This window comes from Virgibacillus kimchii (assembly GCF_055379185.1).
This window is the reverse complement of record NZ_AP043951.1, coordinates 939,050-958,339: the sequence shown is the minus strand read 5'-3', so window position 1 is coordinate 958,339 and position 19,290 is coordinate 939,050. Positions and strand designations below refer to the sequence as shown.

The window sequence follows — 19,290 nt, the reverse complement described above, 5'->3', positions numbered from 1 at the left end:
CTGTTTGTTTGCGTTTCATGCCTGGTTCAGGTATAACTTTTCTTAAATATATATAATCCACAGACAGAAAAGTAAAATCTTTTCTGTCTCTATTGTTGTACATGACGTATTTTATTGGCACGGAATATCCAAAGAATAAGAGGAGTGGCTATTCCTTTTTTATGTAAGCAGCTTATTTGATGAGGGGTTTTATCATGAATAAAATAAAATGTGAGTGTGGGCACGTAAATCCTGAAGGAACGGTGCTTTGTGAAGCATGCGGAAAGCCAGTGGAAGGCAACCAGCATATTGACGGCAATGATACAAAAAAACTTTTAAACATGCGATATGAGGGAAGTGCCAGGAGGTCACAGACATATAACAAGTCTATAATCGATAAAACCTGGGGTTTCTTTTCTTCCGTAAAAGTTGGCGTATGGTTGATTGTGCTGGCTTTGATTGCTTCAGCACTCGGATCGCTACTTCCGCAGGAAATGTACATACCGCCTGATGCACCATCAAGAGATCCATCTATTTTTTATGAAGAAGCTTATGGACTTCCCGGTCTGATTTTTTATCAGCTGGGGTTTCATAATCTATACAGTTCCTGGTGGTATATGCTTTTAATCGCCCTGATAGGAGTTTCGCTTGTCATCTGCAGTATTGACCGATTTGTACCGTTATACAAGGCATTAAAAAAACAAAAAGCAAAACGCCATTCCACCTTTTTACAAAGACAAAGGTTGTTCAGCGAAACAAAAAACATTCATGAAAATGATATGGAAACCGTAAAGGAAAGGCTTAAAAAACAGCGTTATAAAATAAAAGATGAGAATGGTCATATATTAGCTGAAAAAGGTCGTTTTTCCAGGTGGGGTCCATATGTTAACCATATTGGGTTGATTATCATTCTGCTGGCTGCCATTCTTCGGATGACGCCATTGATGTACCTTGACGAATATGTCTGGGTCAGGGAAGGTGAACAGTTGGTTATCCCAGGGACAGATAGTGAATATTATATTGAAAACGAGGAATTTATTCTGGATGTACATAACCCGGATGATGAAGTTTTCGGTCCCGCTATAGAAATGGAAGGCGGTATGGTCCCAAGCAACTATCAGACTAATCTCAGAATATATCAAGCCAAAACAGAGGTTGCCGGTGCTGACGCTGAACTGGAAATGATTCTGGAGGACGAGCTGAGAATGAACCATCCGGTTAAATTTGACCGATATACTTTGTACCAGGCCGGCTATCAAATGAATGAATTCTCCACCATGTCATTTGATATTGTTGAAGAGGATGGTGACGGGGAATCATTGGGTGCCTTTACAGTAGATCTTGCTTCACCGGAAACAACTTATGAACTTGATAATGGATTTCAAGTGGAAGTCAGTCAGTATTTTCCTGATTTTTATATGGATGAAGACGGAAACCCTGCGTCTGAAACCAATTTCCCTAGAAATCCGGCATTTGTGTTTTTGATATATCCTCCTGAAAGTGAGACTGCTGAACTAAGTTTCATTGGTATCGGAAGAAATGTGGATGCGACTGGAGATAATGATTATAGTTTATCCATTAATGATTTTGATATGCGTGCAGCCAGTGGTATCACCGTACGAGTGGACTATACGCTGCCATTCTTCGGTCTTGGGGCGGCAATTTTTATGATAGGTGTGATCCAGGGCATGTATTGGCAGCACCGCAGAATCTGGCTTCGCCCAACATCCGATGGGGTAATGCTGGCAGCTCATACAAATAAGAACTGGTTTAGTTTACAAAAGGATATCGAGAAAGCCATTGATGGGACAGAAATAAACATGGTGGAAGATCAGCAGGAACTGGATGAAGACTAAGCTTTTAATTTACAAGGAGGAGCTTTATGAGTACGTCGATGTTACTTGATATTAGTAATACAATGCTTTTTACGGCATTTATTCTTTACCTGGTAGCCACTTTTTTCTTTGGGGCTACCATCAGAGATAAGCGATCCAAACATAAAAAGGGATTGGCGGGTAAAATTGGAATTACCATTACAATTTTAGGCTTCATTGCTCAGTTAATCTATTTTGTCACCAGATGGATGGCAAGCGGACATGCTCCTGTCAGTAATTTATTTGAATTTACAACCTTCCTGGGTATGAGCATCGTACTTGCCTTTATCGTCATTTACTTTATTTATAAAATCGGAGTGCTCGGACTATTCGCACTCCCGATTACAATGATTATTATTGCATATGCAAGTATGTTCCCGACAGAGGTTTCCCCATTAGTTCCGTCCTTGCAGAGTTATTGGTTGCAAATTCACGTCACTACGGTTTCCTTGGGACAGGGAGTACTTGCCATCAGTTTCGTTGCCGGGCTGATTTATTTAATCAGACAAATTGATCAGACGAAGGCAAGCAAGCGGACAACCTGGCTGGAACTTGTACTATATACGCTATTTTTATTTGTCGGCTTTATCGTTTCTACTTCCATATTTAATTTTATGGATTATGAAGCAACCTTTGAATATACGGAACAGAATGCTGTGACTACAACTGAATATCATTTGCCGGCAATTGTTGCTCCAGTGGACGGAGAGCTGTTAACTGAAGAAGTTATGCAGCCATGGTTTGAAGCACCCGGGTTTATGCAGGGGGCAGATGCCGGAAGGAAATTTAACACGGTAATATGGTCGTTTTTCACCGGTTCCATTATTTACTTGCTAACCAGGCTAATATTGAGAAAACGTGTTGGCAAGGCAATCCAGCCGGTATTAAAAGGTGTAAAACCCGATTTGCTTGATGAAATTAATTATCGTGCAGTTACCATTGGTTTCCCTATCTTTACACTTGGCGGACTCATATTTGCTTCCATCTGGGCACAGATAGCATGGGATCGCTTTTGGGGTTGGGATCCAAAAGAAGTTTGGGCTTTAATTACATGGTTTTTCTATGCAGCCTATTTACATCTGAGACTTTCCCGCGGATGGCATGGGGAAAAATCCGCATGGCTCGCAGTTGCAGGTTTTGCAATAATTATGTTTAATCTTATTGTTGTGAACCTCGTGTTTGCCGGCTTACATTCATACGCGTAATTTATTAAATGGGGGGTTATTCAGTTAAAGTGAATAATCTCCCGTTTTTTCTTATACTTTTTTTAAATATTGGTTTATACTCGTATATAGATTGATTTATTGAAAGTGATCGAAGGGGGAACATGTTAATGGAATCAACGGTAAATGTTCTGGTTGTGGATGATGAGGAAAGAATTCGCCGATTGCTCCGTATGTATCTGGAAAGAGAGGAATTTGAAATAGAAGAGGCTGAAAATGGAACAGAAGCCCTTGATTTAGCCTTAAAAAATGATTATGATGTTATTTTACTTGATATAATGATGCCGGAAATGGACGGAATTGAAGTGTGTAAGGAACTAAGAAAGGAAAAGAATACACCGGTTATTATGCTTACTGCCAAGGGAGAAGAGGCAAATCGGGTTCAAGGGCTGGAGACGGGTGCAGACGATTATATTGTGAAACCATTCAGTCCCCGGGAAGTTGTATTGCGTGTGAAAGCAATATTAAGGCGATCTGCGAATACAGGACTGCAAAACGATAGCGCCAGTGCCAAAAATGTGATGGTATTTCCACACTTAACCATTGATCATGATGCGCATCGGGTAACTGCTGATGGGGAGGAAGTAAGCCTTACCCCGAAAGAGTATGAACTGCTGTGCTTTTTGGCAAAGGCACCTGATAAAGTTTACAGCCGTGAACAGTTATTAAAAGAAGTTTGGCAATATGAATTTTTTGGTGATTTAAGAACCGTGGACACGCATGTAAAACGGTTAAGAGAGAAGTTAAATAACGTGTCCAAGCAAGCTGCAAAAATGATTGTAACGGTGTGGGGCGTAGGGTATAAATTCGAGGTTGATCCCAGGTGAAATTTTGGCGAAGCGTTGTAGTAAAACTTGCATTAACCATCATGCTTCTGGTGGCATTTGTACTGTTTATTCTTACCATACTGCTGCTTGAGTTTTTTGAAAACTTTCACCTGCAGGAAGCTGAAAGTGATATGCTGCTGACAGCGAGTAAAATTTCCACATTATTATCGCAGCAGGAATCCCAACCATTAATTACTGAAACGGCTGAAAGGGTAAAATCTCCTGAAAGCCGTGTTGCTATTATCTTTGAAGATGAATGGCTTTGGGTTTCCGGCAGTACGAATTCCAATTTATTGGAGTTGAACGAATCCTGGCTGGAACAGGATCCCGATATGGCTGCAGTGATCAATGAAAACAGTAACGTAAGAAAACAAATGGACTTGCCCAACAGCGAAATTGAGGTCATGCTTGTCGGTATCCCTTTTGATGAGAATGGGGCCATATTCGTTTATCAATCACTGGATGTTATTGAGCAGACAAAGGCAGAAACAACAAGAATTATATTATTGGCAGCAGGGATTGCGATTATTTTAACAACGTTTTTTGCTTTTTTCCTTTCAACCCGAATTACTTCCCCACTGATCAAAATGCGTGAAGCCGCCTTTGACCTGACCAGGGGGGAATTTAACACAAAGGTTCCGATTTTAACCCATGATGAAATAGGCGAATTGGCTCTGGCCTTTAACCGTATGGGAAGACAGCTGAAGTTTCATATAAACGCTTTGAGACAGGAAAAAGAACAACTGTCCAGCATTGTTAACTCCATGGCTGATGGAGTAATCACCATGAATCGGAACGGAGACATGATTGTTACCAATGGGCCAGCCGATAAATTTATTGATGAATGGAATTTTGAGCATAACGTGGAGCACGGTGAATCTAACCGAAAGCTGCCAAGTGATCTGAATAATATTCTCCAGGAAGTTATTACAAGTGAGAAAGAAGTATTGCACGAAATGAATATCCAGGGGAAAGATCTCGTCATGCTGATGACCCCATTATATGATCAGTCCTTTGTACGTGGCGCTGTGGCCGTCATCCGGGATATGACCGAAGAAAGACGTCTGGATAAATTCCGAAAAGATTTTATTGCCAACGTCTCCCATGAATTGCGCACACCAATTTCCATGCTGCAGGGATACAGTGAGGCGATTGTAGATGATATTGCCGAAAGCAAAGAAGAAAAGAATGAACTTGCGGGTATCATTTACGAGGAGTCGTTAAGAATGAACCGTCTGGTAAATGAATTACTGGAAATTGCCAGAATGGAAGCAGGACATTTTGAACTGAATATAGATACGGTGGATGTAGAACCTTATATTGAAAGAATTCGTAAAAAGTTCACCGGACCCGCTGACGATAATAATATTATCCTGTCGCTTACAAATGAGTTGGAAGTGACGGATGCATTATTTGATCCGGATCGGATTGAACAGGTGTTTACCAACTTAATTGATAACGCAATCCGTCATACCGATGAAAACGGAAGTGTAAACATAACCGTTATAAATAATACGCATGAATTTCATGTGCATATTACAGATAGCGGCAGCGGTATTCCCGAAGAAGACCTTCCATTTGTTTTTGAAAGGTTTTATAAGGCGGATAAGTCAAGAACAAGAAATAAAGAGAAGAAAGGTACAGGCCTTGGTTTGGCAATTGCCAAGAATATAATGGAAGCGCATGGCGGTACCATAACCGTTAAAAGTAAATTGAATGAGGGTACAACTTTTAGTTTTCGCATCCCTAAAAAAAATGAGAATAATTAAAAGTTGTTTTCGTTTAATAAATGTAAAAAGGATTAAATGGTAAATCAACAGAATATGGAAAAATTGGTGTTTACGCTTAAAAGGGAATTCGGTGAAAGTCCGAAACTGTCCTCGCAACTGTAAATGATGACGAAATAAGCATATCCACTGTATGAATAATCTACATACGGGAAGGGACTTAGAGTAGATGAAATCATAAGTCAGTAGACCTGCCAATTTTTACAGTTTCCAGACTTCGGGGAGATAAGTTATTGGACAACCAGAACGCTCTATTTTTTAATATTGCTGTTTTATTGTCTATTAAAGCTGACTCTGCCAAAGAGTCAGCTTCTTTTTACGGTTGGATCCGCCTTTTCTTATTGTACTATGAAAAGGTATCCCGTTTAATCCGGAAAAAGATAAACAAAATGAAAGGAAGTATTTCTTATGAATAAATGGTTGTTTAAGATAGGAATTTTTTTTGCAGTAGTTTCTTTATTAGCAGGATGTGGAGCAGATGATAATAATCAGGAAGATGCTTCTGTCACAGACCCTGACGGTGAGCAGACCGAAAATAATGATGTTGCAGAAAACGAAGACACCGTATTAATCACGATATCGATTGGGGAAGGAAGCGAGTATTTAGATGAAAAAGAGATTCCGATAGAAGAAGGCGATATTCTGATGGATGTCATGAAACAGAATTTCTATGTGGAAGAAGAGGGCGGATTTATCACTTCTATTGAAAGGGTATCTGCCGAAGAAGGCGAAGAAAAAGGATGGATATTTTTTGTTGAGGGAGAAATGTCCATGGTGGGTGCTGAAGATTACGAATTAAGTCCGGGTGAGGAAATAACATTCGATTTTCAGCCTTGGGAATGATATAGGTGAATACGTATAAACTGACTCTGCTGGCTCTTATGGCCTCTTTAGCTGTTGTTGGAAGATTTGCTTTCTCCTTTATGCCGAGCATACAGCCCGTTACAGCGATCATCATCATATGCGGTCTGATTCTCGGTCCGGTTGCAGCCGTATTTCTTACTCTGCTGACTACGTTCCTTTCAAATATACTGCTTGGTATGGGAATCTGGACTATTTGGCAGGTTGTATCCTGGACGTTAATCGGGCTGATAAGCGGCCTGATGGGCAGAGCCGGTTTTACTGTTACGATGCCGATTATGTTGGTTTACGCCATATTTTGCGGATACTTCTATGGATTTATTATTTCTTTAACAACCTATCAAATCACTGGTAAATTTCTTCCATACTATTTGATGGGGTTGCCATTCGATACACACCATGCCATCGGGAATGCTGTTTTTATTTTATTACTTTACCCGGTAATAAAATATTTCCTTAAAAACTATTCAAACGGCAGGTTTACGATCCAAAATACCAACTGACAGGTTGGTATTTTTTCTTTTTTGCTTTATATTATTATTATGCTGGTATGTAACATTTATAGTCCAATTAACGTCTGTATGAGTGGAGGATCTTTATGAAATCCATTTTTAACAAGATTTATGATGAATTTCACCAGGATTTATTTCAATTTATATTCTATATGGTGAAAGACAAGCATTTGACAGAAGATCTTCTTCAGGAGGTATATATAAAAGTATTAAAATCATACAAAAATTTTAAAGGAGACAGCAGTCTAAAAACATGGCTGTTTTCCATTGCACGCCATGTAACGATTGACCATTTTCGTGCGCAGGAAAGAAAAAGAAAGCGGATCCTGGAGTTTTTTGATTGGAATGAGAAGGGACAGCATATTGAGGATGATAAACCGCTTCCCGATGAGATTACTGTTCAAAGTGATGAAATGAAACAAATATATAAGCATTTGGATAAGTGCACACCTGATCAGAAGAGCGTATTGATATTACGTTACATGCAGTCTTTTTCCATCAAGGAAACTGCGGAAGTTTTAAACTTTAGCACAAGCAAAGTAAAAACAACACAGCATAGGGGATTAAAAACGCTGAAAAAACATATGGAGGATTATAAAAGGAAAGGAGGAGATTCCGATGAATGATAAAGAACAGGAACAACAACGGAAGTTAACGGATAAACTTAAAGAACTTCCTGAAATATATGATAAAAGAAGTAAAGAAGAAATTTACAGTCAAATCTCCTCCCGGGTTAAATATGATAAAAACAGTCCCCGCAGAAAGAACTGGCTACCGATGATCTCTGCATCAGCAGCCGCTTTACTCATCTTTATTTTAATTCCCGCTGTTCTTAATATGGATATGCAGCAAACAAGTGAAGACGATGCCGTGCACCAGACAAGTGATATACAAATGGAAGAAGCAAATGAAAGTCAGGCTTACCAATATACCGAAGAGAGCAGCAGACAGAACACAAATGATGAAGATGTTCCGGCTGAACAGGAAAATACACTAGCAAAAGATGAAAAGGAAAGCCTGATTGTCCAGGATATCAATCAGGATGAAAATATTTATTTTGCAGGTTTATCAGATATTCAGGAACAGTATGTAATTCCCATTTCTTTTATTAACTCGGGAGAAAGAGATCTCCAAAGCTTTTATAACGAGTTGGGTAAATACATCCGTGAATTGAATATCCATTCAGGAGAATATTTATTTGAAAATGTGGAGTTTAACATTAATGAGCCGAAAGATGAAGTGTCTCTGGTATTGCCAAATAACTATTCATTTGAGGGCAGTACTGCAAGGGCAAATATGTTTGAGTACATCCTGTCTATCATGTTTCGCCCATACGGAACCGAAAAAGTCACTATTCATTCTGATGAAGGAGAACCGGCAGAACTTGAACCATTCGGTATTATTGACGAAATGCCGATTCGGGAAATGACTCCCTCAAGCTATAAATTATATGAACTGGGGAATACCAGAAAACTGATACAAATCCCTCATGATCAACAAACCAGCATTGAAGAAGCTATTCAGGAAATGAAAAAGGATGAGACGGAATATCACGTATATAGATCAATACCAGATGATATCGATTTTTCGATAAATCAGGAAGATAACCAATTAAGTATAAGATTAGCTGAAAACGCTAATCTGGCAGAAGATGAGCGGTCACTGGAAATGGTTGAGGCTGTTTTAATGACTGCAAAGAGCTACGGATTTGAAAAGGTGAAGTTTGATAATACAAATCAAGAACAGCTTGGACCATATAATTTAACAGCGCCGGTATCCGTACCAGAAGCTGTTAATCCCATTTATTTGGATAATTAGATACGAAAAACGAAAGGAACAGTTCTCTTTGGCGAATGGCCTGCCCGGCGCAGCATAGCATGCTTTTCATTTTTTTAGATATAGGAAAAAGCAGAAGAATACCTTAAGGTTCTTTCTGCTTTTTATACATATTGGCTATTCACCAAATTTCAATGGGTCTCCGTTAAACGGTTCGCTTGCGATTTTTATGGAATTAGTGGGACAGCCTTGATGGGCGTCATACAGGTCTTCCTTTAATTTACGGGGGACGCTTGCCTTTCCTTTATTATCATCCAAGAGGATGTAGGCAATCCCCTCATCATCATAGTCAAATATTTTTGGTGCAGCAGCTCCGCATGCACCACAAGCAATACATGTGTCCGGATCAACAATTGTATATTGGGCCACGCTTTATCCTCCAATCATAAATACTAATTATAAATAAGGCGAGGGATAATTAACCTGGATCAGATCAATGAAATGATTAAATGACTGGATTTATGAAGTCAATTACATGATAATATTATACAATATATCCTATTTTCCGTATATCACATGTACTTTTAAAAAAGGTGGCAGACACTGTTGATACATAAAGCTAAAAAGAGGGAGGCGGATTCTTGCTATTTGATTATTTACTATTGATGCATTTTAAAAATATACAGGGAGAACGTTCAGATGCTGCTATTTTTCATATTTTAAAAGGAAAACAATCCATTCAGACAATACAGGACATACATATTTTTAATTTGGATAAATTCTACGGTGCCGCCCGGTTTCTAAAAAAGGAGCAGTTTGATAGAAGAATAGAGGAATTGAGCGTAAGTGGAAAGTTAAAGATGCAAAAAGAAAACAACCAGCACTTTTTGACTCAAAAAGGGGATAATTGGATGGAAGAAAATAAATCCAAGCTTCCGATCAACTATTTTAACGGATACAGATATAATCGTATGACAGCAGCGTTCTATGATCGATTGCTTTTGCTTATTCAAACGCTGACAAACAGCAAGATGGGGAATTACTCATTTATCCCTGTGATCAACAATCGTTCAGCAGAATATTGGGTGAAAAATTTTTACATAAAAACAAAAGACAGCAGGCAGGAAATGTTAAATGTATTATACAAAGAACTTTTACAACTGCTCTCTTACTTTTCTCAGCGCGAAGCAGAAGTTTTTGTCGACCGTTTAAGCGGCTTTCATATATACGGCCTCAGTATAAATCAGCTTGCAACGGCATACGGCCTTACAAATGAAGACATATATATCACGCTGACAGGAATGATTCACCGAATTCTTTCCCTCGTGGAAAAGCATACAGATAAATATCCCTTTATGGCTCACATGCTGGAGGGTTTAGTAAATCATCATTCAAAAATCAGCAATTCTGCAAAGGTTACCCGTGATTTACTGAATAAAAACCACTCCCTTTCATTCATAGCAAAAAAAAGACAGCTTAAGGAAAACACGATTTACGACCATATTGTAGAAATTGCTTATAATGAAGATCAATTCCCTGTCACAGACTATGTTTCAAAAAACAGGCAGGACACTATTATTGAGACAGTAAGACATGCTGAAACCTTAAGACTGAAAGAAATAAAGAATGCACTGGGAGATGATTTCAGTTACTTTGAAATCCGTTTAGTATTAGCCGCTTACAGAAATTTGCTGAAATAGGTGATAGATATGATCGAGGAAATTACATTAACCCAAACCCTTCAAAGTTATTTTGGTTACGAATCTTTTCGGCCCGGCCAAAGGGAAATTATTCAGGACATTATAACAGGGGAGGACGTATTAGGTGTTTTACCAACCGGTTCAGGCAAATCCATTTGCTATCAATTACCGGCAGTTCTACTTGGAGGAAATACAATCGTTGTAACCCCTCTGATTTCGTTAATGGTGGATCAGGTAAAACAATTGAAAGCAAATAACTTTAAAGAGGCAGTTGCACTAAATAGTTTCATGGATCCGTCAGAAAGGATGCAAACACTGCGAACATTGCATAACTATAAACTAATCTACGTATCACCGGAATTACTTCAGCAAAAAGAAATACAACAGCGGTTAAAGAAAATGGATGTAAATTTGTTTGTAATTGATGAAGCGCATTGTATTTCCCAATGGGGCTATGAATTTCGGCCGGATTACCTGAAACTGGAGGAAATTGCTGAATTCCTGAACAGACCTCCAATCCTTGCTTTAAGTGCAACTGCTCCGAAAAATGTACAAAATGATATTATACAAGCATTAAACAGACCGAATATGAGGAAGCATATATATCCTATGGACCGTGAAAACATTGTGATAAGCATAAAAGAATTGGAGAGTGAGGAAGAAAAGATATCGGAGATCAAGCATGTTCTTTCCCGGTTCACCGTACCAACCCTGATTTATTTTTCCAGCAGGCAATCGGCAGAAAAAACCGCCGAAGCTTTAAGAGAAGTGCTTCCACTTCGAATAGCTTATTACCATGGAGGCTTGGAGACGCATGACCGTATATCTGTACAGCAGCAATTTATGCATAATCAGCTGGATGTTATTTGCTGCACCAATGCTTTTGGCATGGGGATCAATAAACCGGATATACGTCAAGTCATTCATTTTCACTTTCCAACCCAGCTGGAGGCTTATGTTCAGGAAGCAGGAAGAGCGGGAAGGGACGGCAGATTGAGTGTCAGCTTAATACTTTATAGTTCCAAGGATTATTTTATACCAAAACGATTGATCAGTAATGAACTCCCATCCATAAATGATTTAGCTGTTGTTCTCCGCTATCTGTTAAATAACAAAGGCTTCCCTGCACCATCGGAAAAAATGAGGGAAATCTTTAAATTAAATGAAACCCAATGGAGATTTTTACGGTATCAATTAGAAAATCATGCTATTATTAAAGATAACAGACTTATTGCCGGAAACAGCCAACTAGCTGATGCTTTCAATAATATTACTGGTATTATACATAAAAGAACAGAGGTTAAAGAAAATAAATTGACGGATATGCTGAAATGGCTGCAAACAGAAGGGTGTTTTCGAGAAGCTCTCTACACGACCTTTCAGCCATCCTTTAAAAGACCTAATGGGCCTTGCTGCAGTAATTGCGGTTTCACCGTGGATGAATGGGAACCGGAAACTGTGGAAATTACAGAGCGGGATTCAGGGAGCTGGGAAGATAAATTGAAGAACTTATTACTGATTGGTGATCACAACCGATGAAGCAAAGTGAATTAATAAAGCAATTATCAGATGAAGAACTGAAACAGCAATTGTTCTTATCTCAAAGCTTATTTATCCTGCTGGCTTTTATCTTAAGTTTCTTTCTTTTTGATGAAATAAGGGATTGGCTATTATATTTCAGCTGGGAACCGGAACAAATCTTTCTTTATGGAGTTATTCCGGCTTTGATCATCGTATTGATCGATATTATTTTAATATGGTCATTGCCAAAAAGCTACTATGATGACGGGGGAATAAACGAAAGGATTTTCAAAGGGCAGCCGGTACACTATGTGTTTATATTATCCTTAACAATTGCTTTTGCAGAAGAAATACTGTTCAGAGGAGTGCTGCAGACAACCTTTGGATATATTATTGCCAGTACTGTTTTTGCACTGGTGCACTTCCGGTATTTAACCAAGCCGGTATTGTTTATTTCCATACTGTTTGTCAGCTTTTACATTGGTTATTTATTTGAAATCACAGAAAATTTACTTGTAACCATTACAGCTCATTTCATAGTTGATTTTTTACTGGGCTTATTCATTCGAATGCAAAAATGAGGTGAATCATATTGAGTGATAATCAAAACATGGGAAGGGAAGACCAGGCAGAAGAATTGAGAAGATTGGTATATGACGTGGAACAGGAAGGGGAAGGTAAAGATGAACATGATACTGATCAGGAGATGGAGACTCGTGAGATAGACATATTGAATTTGCCTCCCAGAAAAGAGGTTCACGGTAAAAAACAAGGACGGGTAAAGTTAAAAACAAGTACATCTTTTAAAAGATTATTATTCGTTATTTTTGTAATGATGATTATTTTATTCATTATATATTTCTTTTACAGCGATGCCTTTACTCCCATTTTTAATCCATCATAACGTATTAATTGTACTGGGTAACAAATTGACCGTGTGAAAAATAATTCACCGTTCATCCCCCGGCAATATTGCATATAATATAGGGTAAGAATGAAAACAAAGAAATTAAATACCAGGAAAGCGGGACGAAGACTTGTTCATAAGGGGGATGCTATGTGCGTATGGAAAGATTGTCCATCAATCAATTTACCATTTTCCTGACTTTTGATGACTTAATTGACAGAGGATTTACAAGGGATGAGTTGAAAAGCGATGTCTCCATTACTCAGGACCTGTTTAGTGATATGATGCATGAAGCAAGTGCTGAATTGGACTTTAAACTGGAAGGTATGCTGCATATTCAGGTTTATTTAATGCAGGCTCAGGGGATGCATATAATAGTTACACAAAATAGCGAAACAGAAGAGGAGAATGATGAGGAATATATAAGTATGAAAGTAACAATGGATGAAAGAACGGATTTCATATTTGCCTTTGAGAATTTTGAGGATATTATTCGGGTTTCCGATTATTTGTCATTCTTTTCCATTAAGGGCGGAGAAGTTTATTATTTCAACCAGCAATACTATATGTTTCTGAAAGATACGGATCTGGAAGGTACCAATAAAGAAAATATCATTGCTGTTTTGTCGGAGTTCGCTTCTCCAAGCTTCATAACAAAGTATCGCCTTCGGGAATACGGAGTAATTATCTATTCATCCGGCGCGATAAATCAGATTTTACAGCACTTTTATTAAACAAGTGCTGAAGTAATAGAATGAACAGACGAAAAGTGGTAAAATAGTAGTGGTTGGAAAGATTGAAAGGTAATTTTGTACAGTTTTGTGATATGCGAGAATACGCCTTCATATTTTTTGTTTTTTAACCGGTAAATGCAAAAAAACAGGGCAGTAATTCATCCTATTTCTCTTTTTCGGGAAAATAAATATATTATATTGCATATTTATTTTGAAGGTGTATACTATTCTCTGAGTACAGCTATTTTAAACATTTATAGATATATTAGGAGGTAAATTCATGGTAGCCGATAACGCAGCAGATTCTACCAAAGCGAATAATAAAATGGATATCTTAAGTTCAACACGAGCTGTGGTAAAAACCGCATTAGAAAAACTGGGTTACCCTGATGAAGTATTTGAACTGTTTAAAGATCCTATTCGTATGATGACAGTAAGAATTCCTGTACGCATGGATGACGGTTCAATTAAAGTATTCACGGGTTATCGTGCACAACATAACGATGCTGTAGGCCCAACAAAAGGTGGCGTGCGATTTCATCCGAACGTAACGGAAAAGGAAGTAAAAGCATTATCTATATGGATGACGCTGAAAGCCGGTATCGTTGATTTGCCATATGGAGGAGGAAAAGGGGGAATTATTTGTGACCCCCGTGAAATGTCCTTTAGGGAATTGGAAGGGCTTAGCCGAGGGTACGTTCGTGCAATTAGTCAAATTGTGGGGCCTACCAAAGATATTCCTGCACCAGATGTATTTACAAACTCGCAAATTATGGCATGGATGATGGATGAATACAGCAGAATTGATGAATTTAACAATCCAGGTTTTATAACAGGGAAACCAATTGTGCTTGGCGGTTCACACGGAAGAGAATCTGCAACTGCTAAAGGTGTTACAATCGTGCTTAATGAAGCAGCCAAGAAAAGAGGATTTGATGTTAATGGTGCAAGAGTAGTAGTTCAGGGCTTTGGTAACGCTGGCAGTTTCCTTTCGAAATTCCTGCATGATGCCGGTGCAAAAATCGTAGGAATTTCAGATGCTTATGGAGCATTACATGACCCGGACGGACTTGACATTGATTATTTATTGGATCGCAGAGACAGTTTTGGTACCGTAACGAAACTGTTTAATAATACAATTTCAAATAAAGAGTTACTGGAACTGGAATGCGATATACTGGTTCCTGCTGCGGTAGAAAATCAAATTACTGAAGAAAACGCAAATGATATTAAAGCCGATATTATCGTAGAAGCTGCCAATGGCCCAACAACCATGGAAGCAACAAAAATACTCACTGACCGAGGAAAGTTACTGGTGCCTGATGTATTGGCATCCTCAGGTGGAGTTACAGTTTCCTATTTTGAGTGGGTACAAAACAATCAGGGGTATTACTGGTCCGAAGATGAAATTGACAAAAAACTGCATGAAATTATGATTAAAGCATTTGACACAATATATAATACAGCGCAAACAAGACGAATTGATATGCGATTGGCTGCATATATGGTTGGAGTAAGAAAAATGGCTGAAGCTTCAAGGTTCCGTGGCTGGGTATAAAAAGAATTTTAATATAAAAAACTCTTATCATATAACCTGGATAGGAGTTTTTTTGTTTGGATCAAGCCTCCATTAAAACATCAGCAAGAGAGGGAAGTGAATGGAAGTGCAAGAGGAAGAAGTTATTATTATTGGTGCCGGACCATGTGGAATGTCCTGTGCCATAGAATTGCAAAAAGTTGGGATATCTCCATTAATAATTGAAAAGGAAAATATAGTAAATACATTATACCATTTTCCTACACATCAGACTTTTTTCAGTTCCAGTGAAAAACTGGAGATAGGAGATATGCCATTTATTACGGAAAAACAAAAACCTGTCAGAAACCAGGCATTGGCTTATTACCGGGAAGTCGCCTCCAGAAATGACCTGCGAATCAATACATTTGAAACAGTGACAGATGTGAGGAAAAAGGAAGATCATTTTGAAATCAGCACATTTAGCACCAACAGGGAAGCTACTTATAAAGCGAACCATGTCATCATTGCAAGCGGCTATTATGATCAACCAAATCACATGAATGTGCCAGGGGAGGATTTGGCTAAAGTAAGCCATTATTTTAAAGAAGGACATCCATTTTACAATAAAAACGTGGTGGTCATCGGCGGGAAAAATTCTGCAGTCGACACAACACTTGAATTACACAAGGCAGGCGCCCATGTAACGGTACTCTATCGCGGAGATCAATACTCTCCAAGCATTAAACCATGGATTCTTCCGGAATTTGACTCTCTGATCAGAAAGAAAATCGTCCACATGGAATTTAATGCAACTGTTTCGAAAATCACAGAAGACGAAGTATTTTATACAGTGGATGGAACAAACAAAAGAATACAGAATGATTTTGTGTTTGCAATGACAGGCTACAGACCCAATATTGATTTTCTGAGAAAAGCCGGGATATGGGTTAGCGACGATAACGGCAAACCGAAATATAATGAAAACACCCTGGAAACGAATATAACTGACCTATATATTGCAGGCGTTATAGCAGCCGGCTATAATAACAATGAAATTTTTATTGAAAACGGACGTTTTCACGGTGCAAAGATTGCAAATGATATAAAAAATAAAAGGAAGCAGCCTGCCGGATAGTAAAGTATTTACCTTGGCTTTTCCTTTTCTTTGATAATCCATGAGAACAATGATAGCAGAAGGTTAGTCCTGCTATCATTGTTTATATTAAGCGCAAAATTAACCAATTGTATTCAGGAAAAGATGACAGATCTAATATTCTTCTTCAAATATTCTCTTTAAGGCACTAAATTCAGGCTCTATTTCCAATGCAATGAGCAGCTTTAACCTGGCCTTTGGTCCGTTTAACCCATTTGCCAATATCATTCCCATACTTTGCAGGTCACTTCCGCCGCCTTTATAACTATAGGTCGGCTGAACAATCCCCTGATAACATCTTGAGACAATTATAACAGGAATATGACGGCGTATCATATCTCCCAATACCTCTGTCACTTCCCTCGGTAAATTACCCTGTCCCAGTGCTTCTATTACCAATCCGTCGGGACTGCTTTGATTTATAGCTTGTATAATCGATGCCTCCATTCCTGCATAGGCTTTTAATAAGTAAACGGTTTTTGAAATCTCTTTGACAGGATAGGTATATCTTGTTAAAACCGTGTGATGAAATAAAATAGCATCCTTCGTTACAATACCGATCGGGCCATATTGAGGACTTTGAAATGTAGCTACGTTGCTGGTCGACGTTTTGGTCACATTTTTTGCTGTATGTATTTCATCATTCATAACCACGAGTACCCCTTTATTGGAAGCTTCCTTTTCTACTGCAACACGCAGGGAGCTGATTAAGTTATACAGTGCATCAGAACCGATTTCATTGCTGGAACGCATCGCCCCCGTTAAAATAATCGGTTTTTCTGTTTCGATCACCAGATCCAAAAAATATGCAGTTTCTTCCAGTGTATCTGTTCCATGGGTAATGACAATGCCATCATATTGCGACAGGCTATTTTCTGTTTCCTTTGCCAGCTCCAGCATATGGACAGGGGTAATATGCGGGGAAGGCAGGGTAAACAATACCTTTTCATCCACATATGCGTATGCCTGCAAATAGTAGGATAGCTCTGTTAATGGGTGTGTATTGGTTGTAGTCACTTCCCCCGTCCTTTTATTCTCCAGCATGGAAATAGTTCCACCTGTATGGATAAGCAATATGTTTTTCATGATACAAATCATTCCTTCCGTTTAACCGGCATGCTTTTCTAATACTTCTTTAAATAAATTATTTTTGTTTAATAAAATTACTTATTCTCATTATACGCACTTAGTGGTACGATAAAAGTATTGAGCTGGAAAGAGGTCATTTTTTATGTTTGCCATTTTATCCGCAGGGATTGCGCCTGCGATAGCACTAATGTCTTTTTTTTATTTAAAGGATAGATTTACCGAGCCGATCCCGCTTATTATACGAACTTTTATACTTGGTTCTTTGCTTGTATTCCCACTTATGTTTATTCAATATGTGCTCAGCTCGGAATTCTTCGCAGACCAAGTTTTTTTTCAATCCTTTTTTATTATTGCGCTGTCGGAAGAATTTTTCAAATGGTTTATTTTCTTCTATGTAATCTATAACCATTCTGAATTCGATGCCCATTATGATGGAATAGTATACGCAGTCAGCATAAGTTTGGGGTTCGCCACACTGGAAAACATATTATATTTGTTTGCCAATGGAATAGAACACGCTTTTTCACGCGCATTATTCCCGGTTTCCTCCCATGCTCTTTTTGGGGTGATTATGGGTTATTATTTCGGGAAGGCAAAAATGAGCAGCAGACACACAAAGAGGAACCTGGCTTATGCATTTTTCCTGCCTTTCCTGCTTCATGGCATATACAACTATATTCTTAAAATAATAGACAGTAACTGGCTGATTTTACTGATTCCTTTCATGGCTGGTTTATGGTTTATTGCGCTAAGAAGAGTAAAAATAGCTAATGACCCTTATGTAGATCCTATATTCACACATAAAAAAGAACAAGCTTGAAGCCTCCTGGTGAACCGGAGGCTTTTTTTACGTAAGACTTCCTCCCTTACTGTAATATAATACATAATTTATGAATAATAATCCTGTTTTCTCAAAGAATAATTACTACAAAACCTTAGATACACCGGGAGGAATATTAATGAGCTATAAAAAACTATCGCTTACCATCATACTGATTAGTTTTTTGTTTATTGGGGCAGAAGGTGCATTATTCCAAAAAAATGCATCTGCTTTCAGTGATCAAGTAATTCAGCATGGTGCTGTAGGCGATGATGTTATTGAACTACAAGCTAGATTACAATATTTAGGTTTCTATAACGGCACTATTGATGGTGTATTCGGATGGGGTACGTATTGGGCTTTACGGAACTTTCAATACGAATTTGGCATGGAAGTAGATGGATTAGCCGGTGATCAAACAAAGCAGAAACTAGCGGATGCAAGTAATTATGATGAACAATATGTCAGGGAGCAAATTAACCAGGGAAGAAAATTTACACACTATGGAGGAACAGATAACGAGCAGCAATCCGCCCCTCAAAGAACTGAAGAACAGGGCGAAGGTGCTGAAGAAGGAGGGGGTACGGCGGAACAACCTGACCCTGCTGAAGAAGAACCGGCAAATACAGCAGTAAATGTCCCTCAGGGTTATTCTCAAAATGACATTCAGCTGATGGCCAATGCTGTATACGGAGAGGCCCGGGGAGAACCATACGAAGGTCAGGTCGCAGTAGCAGCCGTTATTTTAAATCGGCTGGAAAGTCCTACATTTCCAAATACCGTTTCGGGCGTCGTTTTCGAACCCCGTGCTTTTACTGCAGTAGCTGATGGCCAAATATGGCTGACGCCTAATGAAACGGCAAGAGAGGCTGTATTGGATGCCATAAATGGGTGGGACCCGAGCGGAAATGCAACGTATTATTTTAATCCGGACACCGCAACTTCAGGCTGGATTTGGACAAGACCGCAAATAAAAAGAATCGGCAAGCACATATTTTGTCATTAGAA

General features: G+C 38.7%; 20 protein-coding genes and 1 riboswitch. Of the genes, 18 read left to right on the top strand and 2 right to left on the bottom strand.

The window, feature by feature from the left end:
- Positions 1-194: 194 nt before the first annotated feature.
- The 9 genes from resB to ACZ42C_RS04770 all read left to right on the top strand — a co-directional run bounded on the left by resB (position 195) and on the right by ACZ42C_RS04770 (position 8,881).
- The gene (gene resB / locus ACZ42C_RS04810) at positions 195-1,835 is read left to right on the top strand and encodes a cytochrome c biogenesis protein ResB (RefSeq protein WP_461180643.1); all 1,641 of its coding nucleotides are present in this window, start codon (positions 195-197) and stop codon (positions 1,833-1,835) included.
- Between the two features lie 26 nt (positions 1,836-1,861).
- Complete coding sequence (ccsB, locus tag ACZ42C_RS04805) at positions 1,862-3,058, top strand: c-type cytochrome biogenesis protein CcsB (protein ID WP_461180644.1); 1,197 nt, start codon at positions 1,862-1,864, stop codon at positions 3,056-3,058.
- Positions 3,059-3,186: 128 nt separating this feature from the next.
- Positions 3,187-3,903 (top strand): response regulator transcription factor, encoded by a 717-nt coding sequence (locus ACZ42C_RS04800; protein ID WP_461180645.1) that lies wholly within the window; start codon positions 3,187-3,189, stop codon positions 3,901-3,903.
- 41 nt (positions 3,904-3,944) lie between these two features.
- Positions 3,945-5,672: an ATP-binding protein gene (locus ACZ42C_RS04795; protein WP_461180676.1), complete on the top strand. Its 1,728-nt coding sequence runs from the start codon at positions 3,945-3,947 to the stop codon at positions 5,670-5,672.
- A gap of 47 nt (positions 5,673-5,719) precedes the next feature.
- Positions 5,720-5,903: riboswitch (cobalamin riboswitch) on the top strand.
- A 20-nt stretch (positions 5,904-5,923) separates the two neighbouring features.
- The gene (locus tag ACZ42C_RS04790) at positions 5,924-6,106 is read left to right on the top strand and encodes a hypothetical protein (protein WP_461180646.1); all 183 of its coding nucleotides are present in this window, start codon (positions 5,924-5,926) and stop codon (positions 6,104-6,106) included.
- Positions 6,099-6,533 carry a DUF4430 domain-containing protein gene (locus ACZ42C_RS04785; RefSeq protein WP_461180647.1) on the top strand — a complete coding sequence of 145 codons (435 nt, stop codon included), beginning with the start codon at positions 6,099-6,101 and terminating at the stop codon, positions 6,531-6,533. Before ACZ42C_RS04790 ends, ACZ42C_RS04785 begins: the two co-directional genes overlap by 8 nt.
- 5 nt (positions 6,534-6,538) lie before the next feature.
- Positions 6,539-7,054, top strand: a complete 516-nt coding sequence (locus ACZ42C_RS04780) for an ECF transporter S component (protein ID WP_461180648.1) — start codon at positions 6,539-6,541, stop codon at positions 7,052-7,054.
- A gap of 95 nt (positions 7,055-7,149) precedes the next feature.
- On the top strand, positions 7,150-7,689 hold the full coding sequence (sigX, locus tag ACZ42C_RS04775) for an RNA polymerase sigma factor SigX (protein WP_461180649.1): 540 nt from the start codon (positions 7,150-7,152) through the stop codon (positions 7,687-7,689).
- Positions 7,682-8,881, top strand: a complete 1,200-nt coding sequence (locus ACZ42C_RS04770) for a hypothetical protein (RefSeq protein ID WP_461180650.1) — start codon at positions 7,682-7,684, stop codon at positions 8,879-8,881. Before sigX ends, ACZ42C_RS04770 begins: the two co-directional genes overlap by 8 nt.
- A gap of 135 nt (positions 8,882-9,016) precedes the next feature.
- Here the strand turns inward: ACZ42C_RS04770 and ACZ42C_RS04765 are convergent, their stop codons facing one another.
- Complete coding sequence (locus ACZ42C_RS04765; RefSeq protein WP_461180651.1) at positions 9,017-9,268, bottom strand: ferredoxin; 252 nt, start codon at positions 9,266-9,268, stop codon at positions 9,017-9,019.
- Positions 9,269-9,480: 212 nt separating this feature from the next.
- On the opposite strand from ACZ42C_RS04765, the gene ACZ42C_RS04760 reads away from it, so the two are divergent.
- The 7 genes from ACZ42C_RS04760 (at position 9,481) to ACZ42C_RS04730 (ending at position 16,355) form a co-directional block, all read left to right on the top strand.
- A complete protein-coding gene (locus tag ACZ42C_RS04760; protein WP_461180652.1) occupies positions 9,481-10,539 on the top strand; it encodes a YpbB family protein in 1,059 nt (352 codons plus the stop codon).
- A gap of 9 nt (positions 10,540-10,548) precedes the next feature.
- Positions 10,549-12,078 (top strand): RecQ family ATP-dependent DNA helicase, encoded by a 1,530-nt coding sequence (locus ACZ42C_RS04755; protein ID WP_461180653.1) that lies wholly within the window; start codon positions 10,549-10,551, stop codon positions 12,076-12,078.
- Entirely contained in the window at positions 12,075-12,641 is a 567-nt protein-coding gene (locus ACZ42C_RS04750; protein ID WP_461180654.1) for a CPBP family intramembrane glutamic endopeptidase, read from the top strand. The genes ACZ42C_RS04755 and ACZ42C_RS04750 overlap by 4 nt, the downstream gene beginning before the upstream one ends.
- Before the next feature lie 11 nt (positions 12,642-12,652).
- Entirely contained in the window at positions 12,653-12,964 is a 312-nt protein-coding gene (locus ACZ42C_RS04745; RefSeq protein WP_461180655.1) for a hypothetical protein, read from the top strand.
- A 161-nt stretch (positions 12,965-13,125) separates the two neighbouring features.
- Positions 13,126-13,701 carry an adaptor protein MecA gene (locus tag ACZ42C_RS04740; protein ID WP_461180677.1) on the top strand — a complete coding sequence of 192 codons (576 nt, stop codon included), beginning with the start codon at positions 13,126-13,128 and terminating at the stop codon, positions 13,699-13,701.
- Positions 13,702-13,981: 280 nt separating this feature from the next.
- Positions 13,982-15,259 carry a Glu/Leu/Phe/Val family dehydrogenase gene (locus ACZ42C_RS04735; protein ID WP_461180656.1) on the top strand — a complete coding sequence of 426 codons (1,278 nt, stop codon included), beginning with the start codon at positions 13,982-13,984 and terminating at the stop codon, positions 15,257-15,259.
- 106 nt (positions 15,260-15,365) lie between these two features.
- The gene (locus ACZ42C_RS04730; protein WP_461180678.1) at positions 15,366-16,355 is read left to right on the top strand and encodes a YpdA family putative bacillithiol disulfide reductase; all 990 of its coding nucleotides are present in this window, start codon (positions 15,366-15,368) and stop codon (positions 16,353-16,355) included.
- Positions 16,356-16,487: 132 nt separating this feature from the next.
- Here the strand turns inward: ACZ42C_RS04730 and ACZ42C_RS04725 are convergent, their stop codons facing one another.
- On the bottom strand, positions 16,488-17,459 hold the full coding sequence (locus ACZ42C_RS04725; RefSeq protein WP_461180657.1) for an asparaginase: 972 nt from the start codon (positions 17,457-17,459) through the stop codon (positions 16,488-16,490).
- Positions 17,460-17,604: 145 nt separating this feature from the next.
- Here ACZ42C_RS04725 and prsW point away from each other — a divergent pair, with 145 nt between their 5' ends.
- Positions 17,605-18,282 (top strand): glutamic-type intramembrane protease PrsW, encoded by a 678-nt coding sequence (gene prsW, locus ACZ42C_RS04720; RefSeq protein WP_461180658.1) that lies wholly within the window; start codon positions 17,605-17,607, stop codon positions 18,280-18,282.
- Positions 18,283-18,421: 139 nt separating this feature from the next.
- On the top strand, positions 18,422-19,288 hold the full coding sequence (gene sleB / locus ACZ42C_RS04715; protein ID WP_461180659.1) for a spore cortex-lytic enzyme: 867 nt from the start codon (positions 18,422-18,424) through the stop codon (positions 19,286-19,288).
- Positions 19,289-19,290: the final 2 nt, after the last annotated feature.